Origin of the sequence: Duffyella sp. Ts4 (assembly GCF_051851875.1) — a bacterium.
GTDB classification, from domain to species: domain Bacteria; phylum Pseudomonadota; class Gammaproteobacteria; order Enterobacterales; family Enterobacteriaceae; genus Duffyella; species Duffyella gerundensis.
On the sequence record NZ_JBLYPN010000004.1, the window covers coordinates 39,100 to 60,951 of the forward strand.

21 protein-coding genes, 1 other RNA gene and 1 pseudogene are annotated in these 21,852 nt (G+C 53.1%); 14 read left to right on the top strand and 9 right to left on the bottom strand.

Translation table 11 applies throughout. The annotated features are described in order from the left end of the window. Window positions 1-97: 97 nt before the first annotated feature. From ACJY2L_RS07895 to smpB, 3 genes and pseudogenes are all read right to left on the bottom strand, one after another. Window positions 98-2,019, bottom strand: a pseudogene (locus tag ACJY2L_RS07895) (primase-like DNA-binding domain-containing protein); the annotation flags it as partial. A 101-nt stretch (window positions 2,020-2,120) separates the two neighbouring features. Further along, window positions 2,121-2,484: a transfer-messenger RNA gene (gene ssrA / locus ACJY2L_RS07900) on the bottom strand. A 49-nt stretch (window positions 2,485-2,533) separates the two neighbouring features. Then, a complete protein-coding gene (gene smpB / locus ACJY2L_RS07905; protein WP_067433011.1) occupies window positions 2,534-3,016 on the bottom strand; it encodes an SsrA-binding protein SmpB in 483 nt (160 codons plus the stop codon). A 159-nt stretch (window positions 3,017-3,175) separates the two neighbouring features. Between smpB and ACJY2L_RS07910 the strand changes: the two genes are divergently transcribed. Together ACJY2L_RS07910 and ACJY2L_RS07915 are read left to right on the top strand one after the other, a co-directional pair. Continuing rightward, entirely contained in the window at window positions 3,176-3,610 is a 435-nt protein-coding gene (locus ACJY2L_RS07910; protein ID WP_439212619.1) for a type II toxin-antitoxin system RatA family toxin, read from the top strand. Beyond that, window positions 3,603-3,890: an RnfH family protein gene (locus ACJY2L_RS07915; protein WP_439212618.1), complete on the top strand. Its 288-nt coding sequence runs from the start codon at window positions 3,603-3,605 to the stop codon at window positions 3,888-3,890. Before ACJY2L_RS07910 ends, ACJY2L_RS07915 begins: the two co-directional genes overlap by 8 nt. Before the next feature lie 35 nt (window positions 3,891-3,925). Here the strand turns inward: ACJY2L_RS07915 and bamE are convergent, their stop codons facing one another. From bamE to nadK, 3 genes are all read right to left on the bottom strand, one after another. After that, window positions 3,926-4,273: an outer membrane protein assembly factor BamE gene (gene bamE, locus ACJY2L_RS07920; protein WP_439212617.1), complete on the bottom strand. Its 348-nt coding sequence runs from the start codon at window positions 4,271-4,273 to the stop codon at window positions 3,926-3,928. A 308-nt stretch (window positions 4,274-4,581) separates the two neighbouring features. Then, window positions 4,582-6,243 carry a DNA repair protein RecN gene (gene recN, locus ACJY2L_RS07925; protein WP_439212616.1) on the bottom strand — a complete coding sequence of 554 codons (1,662 nt, stop codon included), beginning with the start codon at window positions 6,241-6,243 and terminating at the stop codon, window positions 4,582-4,584. Between the two features lie 85 nt (window positions 6,244-6,328). Beyond that, window positions 6,329-7,207 (bottom strand): NAD(+) kinase, encoded by an 879-nt coding sequence (nadK, locus tag ACJY2L_RS07930; RefSeq protein WP_067432998.1) that lies wholly within the window; start codon window positions 7,205-7,207, stop codon window positions 6,329-6,331. Window positions 7,208-7,328: 121 nt separating this feature from the next. Between nadK and grpE the strand changes: the two genes are divergently transcribed. Continuing rightward, on the top strand, window positions 7,329-7,907 hold the full coding sequence (grpE, locus tag ACJY2L_RS07935) for a nucleotide exchange factor GrpE (RefSeq protein WP_067432995.1): 579 nt from the start codon (window positions 7,329-7,331) through the stop codon (window positions 7,905-7,907). A 49-nt stretch (window positions 7,908-7,956) separates the two neighbouring features. Here the strand turns inward: grpE and ung are convergent, their stop codons facing one another. Beyond that, window positions 7,957-8,634, bottom strand: coding sequence for a uracil-DNA glycosylase (gene ung / locus ACJY2L_RS07940; protein WP_067432991.1), 678 nt, complete (start codon window positions 8,632-8,634; stop codon window positions 7,957-7,959). Between the two features lie 237 nt (window positions 8,635-8,871). Between ung and grcA the strand changes: the two genes are divergently transcribed. Further along, entirely contained in the window at window positions 8,872-9,255 is a 384-nt protein-coding gene (grcA, locus tag ACJY2L_RS07945; RefSeq protein ID WP_067432989.1) for an autonomous glycyl radical cofactor GrcA, read from the top strand. Window positions 9,256-9,464: 209 nt separating this feature from the next. On the opposite strand, the gene srmB is transcribed toward grcA, so the two are convergent. Further along, window positions 9,465-10,796 carry an ATP-dependent RNA helicase SrmB gene (gene srmB / locus ACJY2L_RS07950; protein WP_067432987.1) on the bottom strand — a complete coding sequence of 444 codons (1,332 nt, stop codon included), beginning with the start codon at window positions 10,794-10,796 and terminating at the stop codon, window positions 9,465-9,467. A 132-nt stretch (window positions 10,797-10,928) separates the two neighbouring features. On the opposite strand from srmB, the gene trmN reads away from it, so the two are divergent. Further along, window positions 10,929-11,666: a tRNA(1)(Val) (adenine(37)-N(6))-methyltransferase TrmN gene (gene trmN / locus ACJY2L_RS07955; protein ID WP_439212615.1), complete on the top strand. Its 738-nt coding sequence runs from the start codon at window positions 10,929-10,931 to the stop codon at window positions 11,664-11,666. Here trmN and nadB read toward each other — a convergent pair. Continuing rightward, the gene (gene nadB, locus ACJY2L_RS07960) at window positions 11,651-13,270 is read right to left on the bottom strand and encodes an L-aspartate oxidase (RefSeq protein WP_439212614.1); all 1,620 of its coding nucleotides are present in this window, start codon (window positions 13,268-13,270) and stop codon (window positions 11,651-11,653) included. The two genes, trmN and nadB, sit on opposite strands and share 16 nt — an antisense overlap. Window positions 13,271-13,657: 387 nt before the next feature. Between nadB and rpoE the strand changes: the two genes are divergently transcribed. The 9 genes from rpoE (at window position 13,658) to recO (ending at window position 21,807) form a co-directional block, all read left to right on the top strand. Continuing rightward, a complete protein-coding gene (gene rpoE, locus ACJY2L_RS07965) occupies window positions 13,658-14,233 on the top strand; it encodes an RNA polymerase sigma factor RpoE (protein WP_067432979.1) in 576 nt (191 codons plus the stop codon). Window positions 14,234-14,263: 30 nt separating this feature from the next. Then, window positions 14,264-14,914 carry an anti-sigma-E factor RseA gene (gene rseA / locus ACJY2L_RS07970; RefSeq protein ID WP_067432976.1) on the top strand — a complete coding sequence of 217 codons (651 nt, stop codon included), beginning with the start codon at window positions 14,264-14,266 and terminating at the stop codon, window positions 14,912-14,914. Then, window positions 14,914-15,870, top strand: coding sequence for a sigma-E factor regulatory protein RseB (rseB, locus tag ACJY2L_RS07975; protein ID WP_439212613.1), 957 nt, complete (start codon window positions 14,914-14,916; stop codon window positions 15,868-15,870). Before rseA ends, rseB begins: the two co-directional genes overlap by 1 nt. Continuing rightward, the gene (rseC, locus tag ACJY2L_RS07980) at window positions 15,867-16,331 is read left to right on the top strand and encodes a SoxR-reducing system protein RseC (RefSeq protein ID WP_067432970.1); all 465 of its coding nucleotides are present in this window, start codon (window positions 15,867-15,869) and stop codon (window positions 16,329-16,331) included. The genes rseB and rseC overlap by 4 nt, the downstream gene beginning before the upstream one ends. Window positions 16,332-16,556: 225 nt before the next feature. Next, window positions 16,557-18,356 carry a translation elongation factor 4 gene (gene lepA, locus ACJY2L_RS07985; protein WP_067432967.1) on the top strand — a complete coding sequence of 600 codons (1,800 nt, stop codon included), beginning with the start codon at window positions 16,557-16,559 and terminating at the stop codon, window positions 18,354-18,356. Window positions 18,357-18,365: 9 nt separating this feature from the next. Beyond that, window positions 18,366-19,340 carry a signal peptidase I gene (gene lepB, locus ACJY2L_RS07990; protein WP_439212612.1) on the top strand — a complete coding sequence of 325 codons (975 nt, stop codon included), beginning with the start codon at window positions 18,366-18,368 and terminating at the stop codon, window positions 19,338-19,340. Window positions 19,341-19,477: 137 nt separating this feature from the next. After that, complete coding sequence (gene rnc, locus ACJY2L_RS07995) at window positions 19,478-20,158, top strand: ribonuclease III (RefSeq protein WP_067432961.1); 681 nt, start codon at window positions 19,478-19,480, stop codon at window positions 20,156-20,158. Beyond that, entirely contained in the window at window positions 20,155-21,060 is a 906-nt protein-coding gene (gene era / locus ACJY2L_RS08000) for a GTPase Era (protein ID WP_067432958.1), read from the top strand. Before rnc ends, era begins: the two co-directional genes overlap by 4 nt. Before the next feature lie 12 nt (window positions 21,061-21,072). Next, entirely contained in the window at window positions 21,073-21,807 is a 735-nt protein-coding gene (gene recO, locus ACJY2L_RS08005) for a DNA repair protein RecO (protein WP_067432955.1), read from the top strand. The last annotated feature ends 45 nt before the right edge of the window (window positions 21,808-21,852 follow it).

Genomic DNA, 21,852 nt, shown 5'->3' on the forward strand with positions numbered 1-21,852 from the left:
CAGAGTACGCTGCTTGTTCATAAATTATTAGGGTTGAAATTAGTAATTGGGCGAAATACATAAACCGGCCGAAGCCGGTTTATGTGGAATGATATTATCAGACGCTACATGCTGGCAACCAATCTGTCTCGCTGTCCTCATGCAGCGTCAGATTAGTTTGAATGCCGTTATTCGTTCGGCGCTTAAGCAATACGCGCTCGTACTCTTTCAGCGTCTCCGGCACCGCTTGGCCGAAGGCGGTCAGGCTCAGCGGATGCTGATGCCCACGCGATTCCATAAACGATAGGTAGGCATGGTAAAGATAGCGCTTCGGATTCAGCGGGCGGATATTGGCGTTACCAATAAACAGCCCGTTTGGTGTGCTCAGCGGCATCAGGTAGCCACAGAAATCAACCAGCGGGTCAGCCTGTCGTTTAATCTCCAGTGCTTCGCCGGACGTCTGCTGCACCTGTAGCAATTCTTGCGCATCTTCCGGCCTGCTGAAGCGCTGCATCAGGTGACGAACAATCATGGCCAGCTCGGTGCTGATTTTGTCCAGCAATTGCGGGTCACGCTCTTTTGCCGGTATCACTTCCGGGAACGTCAGGATAACCCGGCGGCGCGAAACACCGCCGCTGCGGTCGCTGAAGCGCATCGGATTGTTGTTCACCGCCAGAATGACGGCCGGGATATGGGTTGAATAGGCATCGCGGTATTTCGGATCGATGGCAACCGCATCGCCGCCGGTTATCGCCTTGATGCCCGCGCCGTCGCCGCTCCATTTCTCCTGGTCTGGCAGGATAACCAGCGAGAAGCCCACCACGCTGGCGCGCTCGCGGGAAGATTCCAGCATGTCGATGGTTGCGGACGTGGTGTTGTCTTTTCCGGCCAGCAGAGTGGCTATCGAGGCCATGACACTTTTACCGCTGCCGCCGGGGCCGGTGACTTCGAGAAACATCTGCCAGTCATAGCGGTTTGCCAGCACCATAAATAACGCCGCGAGAATGCGCTCCTGCTTGTCGTGATTATGCCCGGCGGCCCGCGTTAACCAGCGCCAGAAAGCAGGGGCGTGGTCTGCGAGATTTTCACCAGGACGTGGCGCGGTGTAGTCCACACTGTTGACGGTGCGCAGCCAGTGCTCGCGGCGGTGCGGACTGAAGGTGCCTGTTGTGGTGTCATACACGCCGTTACGGAAACCAATCAGGCGGCGGGACGGTTCACCCATCTGCGGCACCATCAGCTTGAGCGTGTCCAGCACGCTGCCGATACCGGCGGCCGAGAACGGTGCGCGCACCTTCTGAAACAGCGCGGCGATTTCCCGGCGCAGCGTCTTCGCCTCCATCACCTGCCATGCGCCGTTCTCATAGCGGCATATTTCCTCTCCGACCGGCGGCACGGCCAGCGCCTCCCCGTAGTGATCGACCAACAGCTCGGCCTTTTCGCTGGCGCTCATGGCTTTAAGGTCGGCTTCGCTCACGGGCTCAAACGGGCTTGGCTTGTGTGGCTGAGTGAAGGCGATGAGAAGCGCCTGTGTCGTGATGTCGCCCTGCGCCTGCCAGACGTCGTTCCAGTCGCCGGTTTCTGGCGGCAAAGCGGCTTTACCTTTGCAGGCTTTCGCGGCTTCTTCTGCCTTTAACTGGCCTGTGCCGTTTTCATCGCGATCGGAGGCAATCGCGCATCAGGATTGGCTTTGCGTAGCTGCATGGCTAGTGCTGGCAGGTTATTCGCGCTGAGCGCCACGTAAGCCGGTTGCCCTGTCAGGCGCTGCACTGTCAGGCCGGTTGCGTAACCCTCACTGAGCCACAGCGTTTTGCCCTCAGGCTCGCCCGCAAGGTGATAAGCGCCTTTGACCTGTCCGCCGGGCAGGGTGCGTTTGTCGCCTGTAGCGCTGATGAGCTGCACGTTAACGGCCGTGCCGTCTTCGCCTGTCAGCGGGATGAGCACATCCCCGGTGGCAAAGCTGACACCACCACAGCGCAGCGCATCAGAAAGCGTAAGCGCCTGCGTACCGTGCAGCCCTTTCGATGAAAGATAGACGTTGTGCCTTGGAAGATACAGAAAACAAAAAAGCCCGCAGGGCTTACGCCTTGCGGGCTTTCAGGACTTCGTTGAATGGTTCTGGTGGCCATCAACCAAGAATTTGGTGGAGCTGGCGGGATTTGAACCCGCGTCCGAAATTACTACACCGTCGGCACTACATGCTTAGTCCAATCTTTACATTCGCCTGTCAGCTGCGGATGGACACGCCACTAACAAACTAGCCTGATTAGATTTAACGCTGCAACCCCAGGCAAGGTATTCACGCGATCTCTTTTGGTTTTGACTTCTCTTGATCCCCGTCTTAAGAGCGGAAGCTAGGGAGAGAAGGCTCTTAGCAGGTTATTAAGCTGCTAGGGCGTAGTTTTCGTCGTTTGCGACTATTTTTTTGCGGCTTTTTACGAGGCAAACCGCCCCTCGGCATGCTCCTAGGGCTTCGCAAATCCCGTCGAATCCAGAATCAGCCCCAAGTACTGTTACGCAGTATAGCAGAAAAACATCTACCGTTACCAGTGGGTTAGCGTTGTGCTTTTTTCATAATACGTGCTTTATCGAGCTTCCATTCACGTTCTTTGATGTCATCGCGCTTGTCATGCTCTTTCTTACCGCGAGCCACGCCGATTTTGAGTTTGATCCAGGCGTTTTTCCAGTAAAGCGAGAGAGCCACGATGGTATAACCTTCGCGATTTACGCGGCCATACAGCGAATCCAACTCACGCTGATTAAGCAGCAGTTTACGGCTGCGCGTCGGATCGCAAACCACGTGAGTGGAGGCAACCAAAAGCGGCTGAAAGGTTGAACCAAACAGGAAGGCTTCACCATCGCGCAGCAGGATATAGCTGTCGCTGATGTTGGCCTTGCCTGCACGAAGAGATTTGACTTCCCATCCTTGTAGCGACAATCCAGCTTCAAACTCTTCTTCGATGAAGTATTCATGGCGGGCGCGTTTGTTAAGGGCAATGGTAGCAGAACCGGGTTTTTGAGCTTTTTTCTTTGTCATAGTGCCACGTAGTTTATATCAGATCGCAATGAATGGCATCCCGTGACCAATATGCACGAGATAAAAGCGGTATTGTAGCATGGCAAAATCGGCAAGGAATTTTTGTTTGATTGCTGAGAATGTTATTATTAGTGTGTTTTGTGATGAACAGGAACTGTTATGGCCCAGATTAGCCGTTCTGCACTCGTGCCTTACAGCGCTGAGCAGATGTATCGACTTGTTAATGATGTGGATGCCTATCCACAGTTTTTGCCAGGCTGCACGGGAAGTCGCGTTCTTGACGCGAAAGACAATCAGATGACTGCGTCAGTGGATGTGTCTAAAGCAGGTATCAGTAAAACGTTTACCACGCGTAATACCTTGCAGGATAACCAGAGCATCCAAATGCAACTGGTTGATGGCCCGTTCCGTAAATTGACCGGCGGCTGGCGCTTTATTTCGTTAAGCGAAGATGCCTGCAAAGTTGAGCTGAGCCTCGATTTTGAGTTCACCAACATGTTGGTGGAACTAGCCTTCGGTCGCATTTTCAAAGAACTGGCGAACAACATGGTGCAGGCTTTTACTCACCGTGCAAAAGAGGTTTACAGTGCCTGATATCGCCGTTGAAGTGACCTATGCGCTGCCGCAAAAGCAGTATCTTTATCGCATAGCGCTGCCCGCAGGCAGCACGGTTGAGCAGGGGATTCAGGCATCCGGCATCTTGTCTGTTCGGACGGATATTGATCTGGCGAAAAACAAAGTCGGTATTTACAGTCGCCCAGTGAAGCTGACTGATGAGCTTCAGGATGGCGATCGTATCGAAATCTACCGTCCGCTGATTGCCGATCCGAAAGAGTTACGTCGGCAACGCGCTGAAAAATCGGCAAAAAAATAAGGCGCAAAGGCGCCTTTTTTTGTGCTGGCGTTAGGTTAACCTTTGTGGTCAGTTAACGCAGGCTTGTTGTTGATGTTGGTCAACACGCCTTTGCTGTCAAAAGTCAGCGTCAACGTCTGCTGTTTTACTTTCTCATGACCCGGTTCCTGACGGAACACATAATACCAGGTGTTGCTGCCAAACGGGTCGCGCATCATTGGCGTGCCGAGCGTATAGGCAACCTGCTGCTGCGTCATGCCCTGATGAATCTTCGCAACGTCGTTAGCAGCCAGATAATTCCCCTGGTTGATATCCGGACGGTAAACCACTCGTTCCAGCGTCGAACAACCAGCCGTTATCATTAAGAGTACCACTGCAGCAGCAGTCAGCGTTTTACAGCGCATTTATCATTCCTTTTATAGGGCCAACCGCCTTCTTGATCACCACCTGAAGCGCCGTCTGCACAGGCATCATTGCTTACTCAATCGCCTTTAAAAGGGATGCAGCAGATGTTCTTCATGCCTGTATTCTTCAGCTGTCTGTCGCTCAGGAGCGGTGTCGAGGCCATTTCGTATGCCATCAAATTCTGAACTCTGTCTACGGTATCCAGGTTTAACTCAGGCGACAAGCTGCCGATGATAATAGACCTTTCAGTTGATGGGAACCTCTACAGAGCAAGCATATGACCCCAGGGATAAAAAAAAGTGCGACGTTACGCGGCCAAAAGTTCTTTGGCGTTGGCCAGCGTATTGCGAGTAACTTCGCTGCCGCCCAGCAAACGCGCCAATTCCTGCAGGCGCGCGCGTTTGTCCAGCGGCTGCATGTGGGTTTCGGTCATGTTGCCGTCAGTTTCTTTGCTGACATAGAAATGCTGATGACCACAGCCAGCGACCTGCGGAAGGTGAGTCACGCACATTACCTGCGTGGACTCGCCGAGTTGGCGCAGCATTTTCCCCACCACCGCAGCGGTTGGACCGCTGATACCCACATCGACCTCATCGAAAATCAGCGCTGGAGTTTCCATTTTACGGGCAGTAATTACCTGAATGGCGAGCGCAATACGTGACAGTTCACCGCCCGACGCCACTTTAGAAAGCGCCTGTACCGGCTGACCGGGGTTGGTGCTGACCTTGAAGTCAATGCGATCGGCGCCTTCAGCGGTAAGCTGATCGCCATTAAACTGAACATCGATAATGAATTTGCCGTGCGGCATGGAGAGCGTTTTCATGCTTTCGGCAATCAGCTGCTCAAGCTCCTGCGCAAAGTGCAGGCGACTCTCATGCAGCGCCTGTGCGGTTTCCTGCGCCGCCCGATGATGCTCAACAACCTGTTGGGCAAGCAAACCCTGATCGCTTTCATGCTGAGAAAGCAGTTCTTCTTCCGATAACAGCTGCTGATGAAAAACAGGCAGTTCTTCAGGTGAAACGTGATGCTTGCGGGCCAGCGCGATTTGGCGCGACAGGCGTTGCTCAAGTTCATACATGCGGTTGGGATCGAGATCGAGACGATCGCAGTAATGGCGCAGCTCATCGCTCGCTTCACTCATCTGAATAGCCGCTTCTTCGAGCATGCTCAGCACGCTGCCCAGCGAAGCATCAAGACTGACCAGTTCAGTCAGCATCTGGCGAGCACTGTAGAGCTGGCTTTGCAGGTTGCTGTCATCGCCATCGGCCAGCATTTGCAGCGTTTGCTGACTGATTGTGAGCAGCTGCCCGCTGTTTGCCAGGCGTTTGTACTCTTCGTCAATCGCTTCAAATTCACCGGCAACGGGCGCAAATTCGTTGAGTTCTTTAAGCTGATATTGCAGCAGTTCACGACGGGATTCGCGTTCCTGCGCGGCCTGCTGATGCTGCGCCAGCGCGCGGCAGCTCTGGTGCCATAAACGGTAGCGTGCCGCCATTTCCTGCAGCAATACTGGCTGATCGGCATAGCCATCCAGCAGATTTTTTTGGTGATCGGCTTTGAGCAAAAGCTGATGCGCATGCTGACCATGGATTTGAATGAGTAACTGACCCAGATCGCGCAGCTGCGAAAGCGGAACCGCCGTGCCGTTGATAAAACCGCGTGAGCGGCCATCGGCGCTGATGACGCGACGCAGCAAACATTCACTGCCGTTATCGAGCTGGTTTTCTTCCAGCCAGCGTTGGGCCGCTGGCGTATCTTTTAACGCAAAGCGCGCGCACAAATCGGCACGCGGCGCATTTTGTCGAACCATATCCGCTTCAGCACGGCCGCCAAGGCATAAACCAAGTGCATCGATAGCGATCGATTTTCCGGCGCCGGTTTCTCCGGTAATCGCTGTCATACCGCGTTGAAAATCTATTTCCAGTTCGCGAACGATAGCGAAGTTACTGATGGTAAGCTGTGCCAGCATAATGCCTTCCTGTATAGAAAAACAGATATGGTTTTTCATACAGTATAAACTGGTTTTTTAACCAGTAAATAGCTGGATCGCTTTTTTAGAACAATTTTTTTGACCAGCCGAGTTTTGAACTTAGCGTGTTGAAATAGCTGTAGTTTTTAGGATGAATCAAATTGAGGTGGTAATCGCTCCGCCGGATCAGCACATCTTCGCCTTCCTGAATAGGCAGGGCAATTTGGCTGTCGCAGCTGATCTCCAGGTCGCTACGTAACGAAGAAAAGCGCAGGCGGATGGTACTGGAGCTGTTAATCACCAGCGGTCGGGCAGAGAGCGTGTGCGGAAACATCGGCACAATGGCGATGGCGTCCAGCGACGGCGTTAAAATAGGACCGCCAGCAGAAAGCGAATAGGCAGTTGAGCCGGTCGGCGTAGAAATAATCAGGCCATCGGAACGCTGGGAGAAAGCGAAGTTCTCATCAATATAGACTTCGAATTCAATCATATGCGCCACTTTACCCGGATGCAGAACCACCTCATTGATCGCGGTACCGATGCGCGGTGAGCAAGCATCACGGCAGACCTGCGCTTCAAGCAGAAAGCGGCTTTCAACGATGTAATGGCCTTCCAGCACGTCCGCCAGCTGTTGCTGCGCATTATCGGGATCGAGATCGGTCAGAAAACCGAGATTACCGCGATTGATGCCAATGACCTTGATGTCATAGCGCGCCAGCACCCGGGCAGCGCCCAGCATATTGCCGTCACCGCCGACGACTACCGCCAGATCGGCGCGTTGGCCAATATCCGACAGCGAGCCGGTTTCTACATTTTCCAGTGAGAGTTCACGCGCAATCTGCTGCTCAATGATGACTTCGTAGCCTTTATCCGTCAGCCAGCGGTAAAGCATTTCATGCGTGGTTAACGCAGTGGGATGGCGTGGATGTCCGACAATGCCAATGCATTTGAAATGGGCGTTCATTATGCTGGTGTCCTCTCAGGCCAAAGTGGCCAGACAATGTGATGGCTTCTCTTGAAACCACAATTCTGATCCCCATAATAAGCCAACCAGCGAGTGATTGTGAAAAAACGCGGAGATTTCCATGACTAAAGAACAGAACACCCCAAACGAGCAGGCTGCAACAGACGTTGAGCTTGAACAGCAGCAGAATGATGCCACTGAAAATGCGGCAGAAGCGGATCCGCGCGACGAGCGCATTGCGCAACTGGAAGCTGAGCTTGCTCAGTTACAGAACGGCGTAAGGGATGCCCAGTTGCGTGCGCAGGCAGAAATCGAAAACGTTCGCCGTCGTACGGAACTGGATGTTGAGAAAGCCCATAAATTTGCGCTGGAAAAGTTTGCCAACGAGCTGTTGCCGGTTATCGACAGCCTTGAACGTGCGCTGGAAGTGGCTGATAAAGCCAATCCTGAGCTGACGTCGATGGTTGAAGGTATTGAGCTGACGCTGAAATCACTGTTAGACGCCGTTCGTAAATATGGCGTTGAAGTGGTGGGTGAAACCAACGTACCGTTCAATCCTGATATCCACCAGGCGATGTCGATGATGGAATCGGAAGAAGTAGCACCTAACCACGTAATGATGGTGATGCAGCGTGGTTATACGCTGAATGGCCGTCTGCTGCGTCCGGCGATGGTTGCGGTTGCCAAAGCAAAAGCGTAACGCGCCTTTTGCTTCCTACGCGCAATACGCGCGTAGGAAGGCAAGCCGATCAGGCTGGCAACTGCGGTTGCCAGTCGATGGCTTTCTTACCTGCTTTAGCCAGAATATCGTTGGCGGTTGCAAAGTGACCACAGCCTAAAAAGCCGCGATGTGCCGACAGCGGCGAAGGGTGGGGAGCCTGCAACACATGATGGCGATCCCGATCGATAATCGCGCCTTTTTTCTGAGCATGCGAACCCCACAGCAGAAATACGACCCCTTCGCGATGCTGGTTTATCGCCGCAATTACATTATCCGTAAAGGTTTCCCAACCGAATCGCGCATGCGAATGGGCTTTACCGGCTTCTACGGTGAGTACCGTATTTAACAGCAGCACACCTTGTTTTGCCCAGCTTTCTAAAAAACCGTGCTGTGGCCGCTCAAAGTCGCTGAATTCGCTCTGCAGCTCTTTGTAGATGTTGACCAGCGAAGGGGGCACCGCCACGCCGGGACGCACCGAGAAGGCAAGCCCATGCGCCTGATTCGGACCATGATAAGGATCCTGCCCCAGAATAACTACGTTGACCTGGCCCAGTTCGGTCAGCCGAAACGCGTTGAAAACATCCTGCTGTGGCGGATAAACCGTTTTTCCTGCTGCCCGTTCCTGTGCAACCAGCGCCAGCGTCTCTTTAAAGTAGGGTTGCTCTTTCTCTTCTGCCAGCACGTCGTGCCAGGTCAGTTCACTCATAACATCTCTCCAGTCAGATAGTGAATCAGCTTATCATGTGTGTTCAATGCCAAAACCGATTGTAAAAAAGCATAGCCTGACTTTACTAAAAACAGCGACTTAATGCCTTCTGCCTCTGCATGTTCATTACGCGTTGATTTACATCAATGATAGCAACCGCCCATGTTGCTATACCAGGCAGTCTTAATGATGTTATCGCACGGTGTTATTGGCCGTGCCTGATGCCTGGAGGCAAGTATGATCAGTGGAATTCAGATTACTAAAGCCAGCAATGATGCATTGCTGCACTCTTTTTGGTTGTTGGATGACGAGACACAACAGGCGCGCTGTGTCTGCGCAAAAGCGGATTACAGCGAAGACCAGCTGGTGCCACTCAGTGAACTGGGGAACATCGAATACCGGGAAGTACCACTTGAGCAGCGTCCGCAGGTTTTGGTGGAAGGTGGACAGCATCTAAACGTCAATGTGTTGCGTCGCGAAACGCTGGAGGATGCCGTAAAACATCCAGAAAAATACCCACAGTTGACCATTCGTGTCTCTGGTTATGCGGTGCGTTTTAATGCTTTAACGCCTGAACAGCAGCGCGATGTGATTGCGCGTACCTTTACTGAAAGTTTGTAAAAATGTAGCAGCGGATGGAAAAGTAAGCAGCTAACGTTGTTTTTATCGCATTGAATAAATGCTGTTTTTTTATTCCAGGTGCAAGAGATGCTGCTGAAGAACGAGGCTTTTTAGGTTTTGCTTTCTGTTCAGCTGGCTGATGCTGATAATCTTGACTTAAGCAATAAAAAAACCGCCTGAAAGGGCGGTTTTTTTGTAGGCGCGATGAATTATTCGCCTTTTTCTGCCGTTTCGCTACCGCTGGGTTTGCGGCGTTTGCCGATATTCTTCACGGCGCGATGGCGCAGTTTGACACGCGGCTTATCGGTCTCTTTCTCTTTCTCTTTTTTATCTTTGCGCTTGGCCAGCACTTTCTTCGACGGCTTGCCCTTCAGCTTTTCGCTCGGCGGGCGCGTTGAAGGCCGCAGTTCATCAATTGTGCGAGATTTTAACGGCTCCTGCACATAACGGCTGATTTTGCCGAGCAGCACGTTGTCATGCGCCTCAACCAGTGAAATCGCAATGCCTTTGCGGCCCGCGCGACCGGTACGGCCAATACGGTGCAGATAGATATCCGCGGTACGTGGCAGATCAAAGTTAAAGACGTGGCTGATCTCTTCGATATCGATACCGCGCGCAGCAACATCGGTTGCTACTAACACGTTGGCACGGCCTTCGCTCAGACGCTTGATCGCTTCGTTACGTTTTGCCTGCACCATTTCGCCCTCCAGATAACAACTGGAGATGCCCGCCTGATGAAGCCAGGTAACCAGTTCATGCAGGCGTTCGCGTTTGCGCACAAACACGATGCAGCGCGTGACGTCTGGCTGTTTGAGCAGGTGAATCAGCAGCTTGGTTTTATGCTCAACGTCATCCGCGCGGTAATACCACTGCTGGATTTTCTTACGTTCGCGGCGGGTAGGATCGGCTTCAATTTCCACCGGCTCGTTGAGCAGGCGTTCTGCAAAATTCTGAATCGCTTCGCCTTCCAGCGTGGCAGAGAACAGCAGCGTTTGCTTACGCCAGCGAGTTTCTCCCGCGATGGTTTCGACATCGTTGGCAAAGCCCATATCCACCATGCGATCGGCTTCATCAAGGATCAGTGTCTCAACGGCGCGGCAGTCGAAGTTCTCTTCTTTAATGTATTGCAGCAGGCGGCCGGTGGTGGCAACCACGATATCCTGATTCTCACTGAACACTTCAGCATGGTTCATGTAAGCCACGCCGCCGGTAATGGTGGCGACATCAAGATGGGTGTGTTTGGCCAGTTCGCGTGCCTGATCGGCAACCTGCATCGCCAGTTCGCGCGTTGGGGTCAAAATGAGTACGCGCGGCGGGCCCGATTTTTTACGCGGGAAGTCGATCAGGTGCTGTAACACGGGCAGCAGGTAAGCAGCCGTTTTTCCGGTACCGGTTGGCGCCGAGCCCATAACGTCACGACCTTCCAGTGCGGGTGGAATGGCCGCAGCCTGAATGGCGGTAGGGCGCGAAAAGCCTTTGTCCTGCAGTGCTTCCAGCAGGCTATCATCAAGTTCGAGTTCGGAAAAAGTGGTTACAGTCATGGTCTACCTCAGTTTGGGGCGCCGATTATAGACACTTTGCGCAGGATCTTCATCTGTTTGTGCATAACAGATCGCTTTTCACCTGCGATTCTTTGTCCTATGCTAGCGCCGTTTCCGTTTCAGGTAGTGTACATGTCTCAGCAAAAATCGCAGTTACGTCGTGATGGTTTTACCTTTAAGCAGTTTTTTGTCGCTCACGATCGTTGCGCGATGAAAGTGGGCACCGATGCCGTATTACTGGGCGCGTGGGTGCCGGTCAGCAATGTCAAAAATGCACTGGATATCGGCTGCGGCAGCGGACTGATCGCCCTGATGCTGGCACAGCGCACCGGCGAAGAGTGCCACATTGATGCGGTTGAACTGGACGAGCAGGCGGCACAGCAGGCCAGCGACAATGTCGCTCAGTCGCAGTGGGCCGCACGTATGACGGTTTATCACCGTAACGTCGTTGACTGGGCCGCCAGCTGCGACAAGCGCTACTCGCTGATTGTCAGCAACCCGCCTTTTTTTGCGCCCGGCACCGAGTGCGCTTCGCCGCAGCGCGCCGCGGCACGTTATACCGATACGCTCGATCATCACACGCTGCTGACCTGCGCTGAAAATCTCATTGAAGAAGAGGGGTTTTTCTGTGTGATTCTGCCGGCGCAGGCGGGCGAAGCTTTTGTTCTGATGGCAGAAGCGCGTGGCTGGCATTTACGTTTTCGTAATGATATTGCCGACAATGCGCAGCGCCTGCCGCATCGCATTATGCTGGCGATTTCACCACAGCCAGGCGAACAGCTGCTGGAGCGCATGGTGATTCGTGGCCCCGATCAGCGCTATTCAGAAGAGTATTGCAGCCTGACGCGCGATTATTATCTGTTTATGTAGGTCGCTGGCGCGATGATGGTTGGACCGCTTTGCGCCAGCTGTAGCGGATAATCCAGCGTATAATGCAGTCCGCGGCTCTCTTTTCGCTCCAGCGCGCAGCGCACCATGAGTTCAGCCACCTGAACCAGATTACGCAACTCCAGCAGATTGTTGGAGATACGGAAGTGTGAATAATATTCCTCGATTTCCTGCTGCAGCATGGCAATGCGCCGCTGCGCCCGCTGTAAACGTTTGGTAGTGCGCACAATGCCGACATAATCCCACATGAACAACCGTAGCTCATGCCAGTTATGCTGAATCACCACACGCTCATCGGAATCATCCACCCGGCTCTCATCCCAGGCCGGCAGCGTGACGGCGATTTCTGCGGGTGGCAGGCTACGGGCAATCTCTTCTGCGGCTGACCAGCCATAAACCAGGCATTCCAGCAGGGAATTCGAGGCCATGCGATTCGCACCATGCAGACCGGTGTAGCTCACTTCACCTATGGCATAGAGCTGATCAACGTCGGTTCTGCCGTGCTGATCAACCATCACGCCGCCGCAGGTGTAGTGCGCTGCTGGCACCACTGGAATAGCATCGCGCGCCAGATCAAAGCCCAGCGTCTGCAATTTTTCACAAATCATCGGGAAATGCGCGCGAATAAAATCGGCGGGCTGATGGCTGATATCGAGGTACATACAGTCAGCGCCCAGGCGTTTCATCTCGTGATCGATTGCGCGAGCCACCACATCACGTGGCGCCAGCTCTGCACGCGGATCAAAATCAGGCATGAAACGGCTGCCATCAGGACGCTTCAGTAAGGCGCCTTCTCCGCGCAGTGCTTCGGTGAGTAAAAAATTGCGTGCCTCTGGATGGAACAGGCAGGTTGGGTGAAACTGATTAAATTCCAGGTTGGCAATTCGACAGCCTGCCCGCCAGGCCATCGCGATGCCGTCGCCGGAAGCGACATCGGGATTCGTTGTATATTGATAAACTTTTGCTGCGCCGCCAGTCGCCAGAATCACTGCGCGGGCGCTGCACGTTTCAACGCGTTCACTATCCCGATTCCAGACCCATGCGCCGGTAACGCGTCGGGCACCCGGCAAGCCCAGCTTGTCGGAAAGAATTAAATCAACGGCATTAAAGCGTTCCAGCAGACGGATATTGGGATGATTTAACGCCAGTGAGACCAGCGTGGTTTCCACTGCATGGCCAGTGGCATCCGCGCTGTGCAAGATTCGACGGTGGCTATGGCCCCCTTCGCGCGTCAGATGAAAACGCTCTTCGCCGTTAAGTGGCATCTCTTTATCAAACATGACGCCGTGATCGATGAGCCATTGCACGCAATGCCGCGCGTTGTGCGCCACGAACGCGGCGGCTTCAGAATCACAAATGCCATCACCGGCAACCAGCGTATCAGCGATGTGCGCATCGATACTGTCATTTTCATCAAACACTGCGGCGATGCCGCCTTGTGCATACAGCGTCGATCCTTCGTTAACCGGACCTTTGCTAAGCACGATAACCTTATGTTTTTCTGCAACTCTTAGCGCCAGGGAAAGGCCAGCCGCACCGCTGCCAATAATCAGGACATCACAGCTGTATTGATGAGAATCAGTCATTTTGTTTAATTTACTAAACAGGTTGTTTGCTGAGCATATGTCGAATTGCTTTTGGAAAAAAGCAATTTTCATCGTCAAGGGAGTAAACAAGCGCATCGTGCCGCGCTTACGTTGTGTAAACAACCGTCAGCGCTAGCGATGTCAGGCAATATAAGCGATTTACAGATGAAAAAGTGGTCTCTATGCGCTACTCTGCGCAGCAATCGGCTAAACGTATTTTCGGCCGCACGGGCATCGCCAGACGATGTCACGCTTGTGAGCGACGATTAACGGTGGCAAAAATGAACTTACACGCTAAACCTGGCTCTAATCGCAGGCTTGCTCAAAAAATCAAATGACAGGTGGGTACCAGCGCGTGGAAAAAAATTTGGGGAGATGTTACCTCGGATGAGCGAGCAATTAACGGATCAAATTCTCGTCGAGCGTGTGCAGAAGGGAGATCAGAAGTCATTCAATTTACTGGTTATCCGATACCAGCATAAAGTGGCGAGCCTGGTTTCACGCTACGTTCCCTCAGGCGATGTGCCAGATGTGGTACAGGAATCATTCATTAAAGCCTATCGTGCGCTAGAATCATTTCGTGGCGACAGCGCTTTTTATACCTGGCTTTACCGCATTGCGGTCAATACAGCAAAAAATTATCTGGTTGCTCAGGGACGCCGTCCACCTTCCAGCGATGTGGATGCTATTGAAGCGGAAAACTTTGAAAGTGCAGGCGCACTGAAAGAAATTTCGAACCCTGAGAACTTAATGTTGTCTGACGAATTGAGACAGATCGTCTTTCGCACCATTGAGTCACTACCGGAAGATTTGCGTATGGCAATCACGCTTCGCGAGCTCGACGGCCTCAGCTATGAAGAGATCGCCGTCATCATGGAGTGCCCGGTAGGAACGGTCCGTTCACGTATTTTCCGTGCGCGAGAGGCCATCGATAATAAAGTTCAACCGCTTATCCAACGTTAACGATAACGGCTACAGGAAGGGTACTGAGACATGCAGAAAGAAAAACTTTCCGCTCTGATGGATGGTGAAACTTTGGATAACGAAGTTTTATCCGCCTTGTCTAAAGACACTACACTGCAAAAAAGTTGGGAAAGCTATCATCTGATCCGCGACACAATGCGCGGTGATGTTAGTGATGTCCTTCATTTCGACATTTCTGCGCGTGTAGCGGCAGCAATTGCTGACGAACCTGTCAATAAGGTGAGCCACATCATCCCTGAAGCGCAGCCAGAACCTGCCCACTGGCAGAAGATGTCCTTCCTGCAGCGCATGCGCCCATGGGCCGCGCAGATTACGCAGGTCGGCCTTGCAGCTTGTGTGTCGCTGGCAGTTATCGTTGGTGTGCAGCACTACAACCAACCTGATAATGCCGCTTCCGCCTCTGACGCGCCGGTGTTTAACACGCTGCCGATGATGGGCAAAGCGTCGCCGGTAAGCCTGGGGGTTCCCTCGGATGCATTCGACACCAACAGTGCTAATCAGCAGGTTCAGGATCAGCGTCGTCGCGTAAATGCGATGCTGCAGGATTATGAGTTGCAGCGTCGTCTGCATTCTAACCAGTTCCAGCTTGAGCAGAATGCGCCACAGCAGGCTCAGGCGCAGGTTCCCGGCAATCAGTCATTAGGAATTCAGCAGCAGTAATGAAGCACATCTGGTACGCCGTTAGCTTGCTGACCGGCTGCCTGCTGTATCCATCCATCGCCCCGGCGCAAACTTCTGCTTCCGGGGCGTTGTTACAACAGATGGAACAGGCCAGCCAGTCTCTCAATTACGAACTCGCCTTTATCAACGTTTCGCGCCTTGGCATCGAATCACTGCGTTATCGCCATGCCGTGCTGGATAATAAAATTTATGCCCAGCTACTGCAGATGGATGGTCCACGTCGTGAAATCATCCAACGTGGTAACGACATTAGCTATTTTGAGCCAGGCCTTGAGCCTTTTTCCCTGCCCGGTAAACACATTATTGATGCTTTGCCGTCGCTGATCTATGCCGATTTCCAACAGCTGGCCAGCTATTACGATTTTGTGCCGGTCGGTCGCACGCGCATCGCCGATCAGCTGTGCGAAGTGGTACGCATTGTTGCCCGGGACGGCACGCGTTACAGCTATATTGTCTGGCTGGACAGCGAAACCCGGCTGCCGCTGCGGATCGATTTGCTCGATCGTGACGGCGAAACGCTTGAGCAATATCGCGTCGTAAGTTTTGCCGTCGATGAGGGCGTTCGCGGTCTGATGCAGGGCTTACAAAAGGCTAATTTGCCGCCGTCACTTTCAGTGCCGGATAGCGGTCCGGTGAAGCTCAGCTGGCAGCCTGGCTGGGTACCGGCGGGCATGCGCGAAGTGTCGCAAAATCGACGTACCTTGCCGGCGCTTAACAAGCCAGTCGAGTCGCGGCTCTATTCAGATGGCCTGTTTAGCTTCTCGGTAAACGTCAGCCCGGCAGATAAAGGCAGTTCTGCGCAGCTATTGCGCACTGGACGTCGTACCGTTCAAATTGAAATACGCGATAATGAGGAAATTATGGTCGTAGGCGAGCTTCCGCCGACGACGGCAAAACGTATTGCTGACAGCATCAACTTAGGTACGCCACAATGATGAGAGAATGGGCCACCGTTGTCGCCTGGCATGACGGCATCGCCACGCTGCACACCGAAGCCAAAACAACCTGCAACAGCTGCTCAGCGCGTAAAGGCTGCGGCAGCGCCATGCTGAATAAGTTAGGGCCAAAAAACGCGCACGTGATGCAAATTAACAGTGAAAAGCCACTTTCACCTGGCCAACGGATTGAGATTGGCATTCGGGAAAGCAGCTTGTTGAGTTCGGCACTGCTGGTCTATATGACGCCGCTGGTCGGCCTTTTTGCCGTGGCGGGCTTGTTCCAGATGCTGTTTGGCAGCGATCTGGCGGCCGCAACCGGTGCGCTGCTTGGCGGCGTGGCGGGCTTTATCGTTGCCAAAGGGTTGTCATTACGGTTGGGACACCGCGAGGCGTTTCAACCCGTTATTCTGTCCATAGCGTTGCCGCCGGATGCGCTGCGCGTGGAAAGCAAAGTGTGATCTTTAGCGATTCCCTTGCCAGACTGGCTGTCGAACAGCCTTTTTTCATCTTACCTGCCGTAATCTCTTGTACACAGACAAGTTCCTTTCTTTCGTGACGGACGCTAACAGTGTAATATGCGTCGTCATTAACGAGGCTGACAGGATAGCGGGAGATATACATTCTCCGCAGATGCGTCTGGCTCAGATGCTCAACTGATTTTATACGCGAAGATATTCATATAAATGAAGCATATAAGAAATTTTTCCATCATCGCCCATATCGATCACGGCAAATCCACACTTTCCGATCGCCTGATTCAAATTTGCGGTGGTTTGACCGAACGTGAAATGGCCTCTCAGGTTCTGGATTCTATGGATCTGGAGCGCGAGCGTGGCATTACTATTAAAGCGCAAAGCGTCACGCTGGATTATAAAGCGTTAGACGGACAGGTTTATCAGCTCAACTTCATCGATACGCCTGGCCACGTCGACTTCTCTTATGAAGTGTCCCGCTCACTGGCGGCGTGTGAAGGCGCATTGCTGGTAGTGGATGCCGGGCAGGGCGTTGAGGCGCAGACGCTGGCTAACTGCTATACCGCAATGGAAATGGACCTGGAAGTGGTGCCGGTTTTAAATAAAATCGACCTGCCAGCAGCCGACCCTGAGCGCGTAGCAGAAGAGATTGAAGATATCGTTGGCATCGATGCCACCGATGCGGTGCGCTGCTCGGCTAAAACCGGCGTTGGCGTACCGGAAGTGCTGGAACGTTTGGTGCGCGATATTCCACCGCCGCAGGGTGATGCAGATGGCCCGCTACAGGCGCTGATTATCGACTCCTGGTTTGATAACTACCTTGGCGTGGTATCGCTGGTGCGTATTAAAAACGGCACCATGCGCAAAGGCGACAAAATTAAAGTCATGAGCACCGGCCAGGTTTACAACGCCGATCGTCTGGGCATCTTTACGCCAAAGCGTGTCGATACCAACGAGCTCAAGTGCGGAGAAGTTGGCTGGCTGGTTTGCGCTATCAAAGACATTTTGGGCGCCCCCGTCGGTGATACCTTAACGCAATCGCGTAATCCTGCAGACAAAGCGCTGCCGGGCTTTAAAAAGGTTAAGCCACAGGTTTACGCCGGGCTTTTCCCAATTAGCTCAGATGATTACGAAGCTTTTCGTGATGCATTGGGCAAGTTAAGCCTGAACGATGCGTCGCTGTTCTATGAGCCAGAGAGTTCAACTGCGCTGGGCTTTGGTTTCCGTTGTGGCTTCCTTGGTCTGCTGCACATGGAGATCATTCAGGAACGTCTTGAGCGTGAATACGATCTTGAGCTGATCACCACCGCACCTACCGTGGTTTATGAAGTTGAAACCACCGCGGGTGAAACGGTTTATGTGGATAGCCCATCCAAGCTGCCGCCGCTTAACAACGTCGCGGAACTGCGTGAGCCGATTGCGGAGTGTCACATGTTGATGCCGCAGGAATTCCTCGGCAACGTGATCACGCTGTGTATCGAAAAACGCGGCGTGCAGACCAACATGGTTTATCACGGTAAGCAGGTTGCGCTGACCTATGAGATTCCGATGGCGGAAGTGGTTCTCGACTTCTTCGACCGTCTGAAATCAACATCGCGCGGCTATGCATCGCTCGATTATAACTTCAAACGTTTTCAAACCTCTGACATGGTGCGTGTTGACGTGCTGATTAACGGCGAGCGTGTCGATGCGCTGGCGCTGATTACTCACCGCGACAATTCGCAATATCGTGGTCGCGAGCTGGTGGAAAAGATGAAAGATCTGATCCCTCGCCAGCAGTTTGATATCGCTATTCAGGCCGCAATTGGCAACCACGTCATTGCCCGCTCAACGGTGAAACAGCTGCGTAAAAACGTTATTGCCAAATGCTATGGTGGCGACGTTAGCCGTAAGAAGAAACTGTTGCAGAAGCAGAAAGATGGTAAGAAGCGCATGAAGCAGGTGGGTAACGTTGAGTTGCCACAGGAAGCGTTCCTTGCCGTTCTGCATGTCGGTAAAGACAGCAAATAAGGAAATTCCATGGCAAACATGTTCGCCCTGATTCTGTTTATCGCAACGCTCGTCACCGGCATTGTATGGTGTATCGATCGTTTCAAGTGGGCACCAGAACGTCGGGCGAAACAGGCGTTAGCACAGGCTCAGACTGGTGATGCGCTGAATGATAAAACGCTGCGCAGCGTAGCGAAACAGCCGGGCTGGGTGGAAACTACAGCATCGGTGTTTCCGGTGCTGGCCGTGGTGTTTATCGTGCGTTCGTTTATCTATGAGCCGTTTCAGATTCCTTCTGGCTCTATGATGCCGACGCTGCTGATCGGTGATTTTATCCTGGTAGAGAAGTTTGCCTACGGTATTAAAGATCCGATTACGCAAACGACGCTGATTCCCACTGGTCATCCAAAGCGTGGCGATGTCGCGGTATTTAAATACCCTAAAGATCCGAGCGTGGATTACATCAAACGCGTAGTGGGCTTACCGGGTGACAAAGTGAGTTACGATCCCGACAGCAAAACGGTCACTATCACGCCGGATTGCAGCAAGGGCAGCGGCTGTACACGGGCGCTGGCGGTAACTTACTCTGACGTTCAGCCAAGTGATTTCATCCAGACCTTCAGTGGTTACGGCGGCAACGAAGCGGGCAACGGTTTTTATCAGATGCCACAGGATAAAACCATGCCGGGCGGACTGCGTCTGGCCACGCGCAAAGAGACGCTGGGCGACGTGACGCACAATATTCTTATGGTCACTCAGGCACAAAGCCAGGCAAGCATGTATTATCAGCAGCCGGGTCAGCCGCAGGCGACGTGGATTGTGCCGCAGGGACATTACTTCATGATGGGTGACAACCGTGATAACAGCGCGGACAGCCGTTACTGGGGTTTTGTACCGGAAAGAAATCTGGTGGGTAAAGCCACCGCAATCTGGATGAGTTTCGAGAAGCAAGAGGGAGAATGGCCAACTGGCGTTCGCCTCAGCCGCATCGGTGGCATCCATTAATTCTGCGTCCGTGCTGAACGGCCAGAAACAAGGTTGGTTCCCTTCGGGGAACCACTGCACACGAAACTGCTAGTGTTGGATTTTCAGCCCTGTTCCGTATGCAGAGTAGATAGTCGCATGACAGAAATTGGTATCGCATGAACCCCATCGTAATCACTAAGCTCCAGCGTAAACTGGGCTACACTTTTATTCATCAGGATCTGTTGCAGCAGGCACTCACGCACCGCAGTGCCAGCAGCAAACACAATGAGCGTCTTGAATTTTTAGGCGACTCTATTCTCAGCTACGTTATCGCTAACGCGCTTTATCACCGTTTTCCCCGTGTGGATGAAGGTGATATGAGCCGTATGCGCGCCACGCTGGTGCGCGGCAATACGCTGGCGGAGATGGCACGAGAGTTTGACCTCGGCGAATGTCTTCGCCTCGGGCCTGGTGAGTTAAAGAGCGGCGGTTTCCGTCGCGAATCTATTCTCGCCGATACCGTAGAAGCGCTGATTGGCGGCATTTTTCTCGACAGCGATATTCAGAATGTCGAGCGGCTAATCCTCAGCTGGTATCAGTCACGGCTGGATGAAATCAGCCCGGGTGACAAACAAAAAGATCCCAAAACGCGCCTGCAGGAATTTTTGCAGGGACGCCACTTACCGCTGCCATCGTATTTGGTGGTGCAGGTCAGAGGCGAAGCGCACGATCAGGAATTTACCATTCACTGTCAGGTGAGCGGCATGGCGGACCCTGTGGTTGGCACAGGCTCCAGCCGTCGTAAAGCTGAACAGGCAGCGGCCGAACAGGCGCTGATTAAGTTAGGACTCGAATGAGCGAACAAGAGAATTACTGCGGTTTTATTGCGATAGTCGGCCGCCCCAACGTCGGTAAATCGACGCTGTTAAACCAGCTGCTTGGGCAGAAGGTATCGATCACCTCGCGCAAACCGCAGACCACCCGTCACCGCATCATGGGCATCCATACCGAAGGCGTCTATCAGGCGATCTACGTGGATACGCCCGGCCTGCACATGGAAGAAAAACGCGCCATCAACCGGTTGATGAACCGCGCGGCCAGCAGTTCTATCGGTGACGTTGAACTGGTGATTTTTGTCGTAGAAGGCACGCGCTGGACCGCCGACGACGAGATGGTGTTGAACAAGCTGAAAGATAACAAAGTGCCGGTGCTGCTGGCGATCAATAAGGTCGACAATATTACTGATAAGTCGATTCTGCTGCCGCATATGCAGTTTCTCAGCCAGCAGATGGACTTTATGGATATGGTGCCGATCTCCGCTGAAAGCGGCAAGAACGTCGATACCATTGCGCAAATCGTTCGTAAACGTCTGCGCGTTGCCGACCATCATTTCCCGGAAGATTACATCACCGACCGTTCACAGCGCTTTATGGCGTCCGAGATCATCCGTGAAAAGTTGATGCGTTTCCTCGGTGCTGAATTGCCTTATTCGGTAACGGTTGAGATCGAACGTTTCATTACCAATGAGCGCGGTGGTTACGATATCAACGGTCTGATTTTGGTTGAGCGCGAAGGCCAGAAAAAAATGGTCATCGGTAATAAAGGCTCAAAAATCAAAACCATCGGTATTGAAGCGCGTAAAGATATGGAAGAGATGTTTGAAGCGAAGGTTCACCTTGAGCTGTGGGTGAAGGTGAAATCTGGTTGGGCGGACGACGAACGTGCGTTGCGCAGCCTGGGCTACGTCGACGATCTCTGAGAGTTGAGCTGAATGGAAGGCTGGCAACGCGCATTCGTTCTGCACAGTCGCCCTTACAGTGAAACCAGTCTGCTCCTTGACCTGTTCACTGAAGGTCAGGGTCGGGTCCGCGTGCTGGCAAAAGGCGCGCGTTCCCGGCGTTCAAATCTGAAAGGCGCTCTGCAACCTTTTACTCCTCTGCTGGTACGCTGGGGCGGTCGTGGCGAAATGAAAACGCTGCGTAACGCCGAAGCGGTATCGCTGGCACTGCCTTTGCAGGGCATTACCCTTTACTGCGGCCTCTACGTCAATGAGCTGGTGGCCCGCGTACTGGAATCGGAAACGCCGTTTTCCGAACTCTTCTTTGATTATCTTCACTGTCTGCAACAGCTGGCCGCTGGCGAAGGTTCCCCTGAACCTGCGCTGCGCCGTTTCGAGCTGGCGCTGCTGGGCCATCTTGGTTATGGCGTTGATTTTCTGCACTGCGCTGGCAGCGGCGAAGAGGTCAGCGATGAGATGACCTACAGCTATCGCGAAGAGAAGGGCTTTATTGCCAGCCTGGTGGTCAATAACCGCAGTTTCACCGGCCGTCAGCTGATGGCATTGTGCCAGCGTGAGTTTCCCGATGCTGACACACTGCGTGCCGCTAAACGCTTTACCCGCATCGCGTTAAAACCCTATCTTGGTGGTAAGCCGCTGAAGAGCCATGAGCTGTTCCGCCAGTTTGTGCCCAAAAAGCGCGCGGTGACGCCACCGCCGCAGGAATAACGTCACGGTGAAACCGCCTGGTTTACACCGTATTGGATCGTGAAA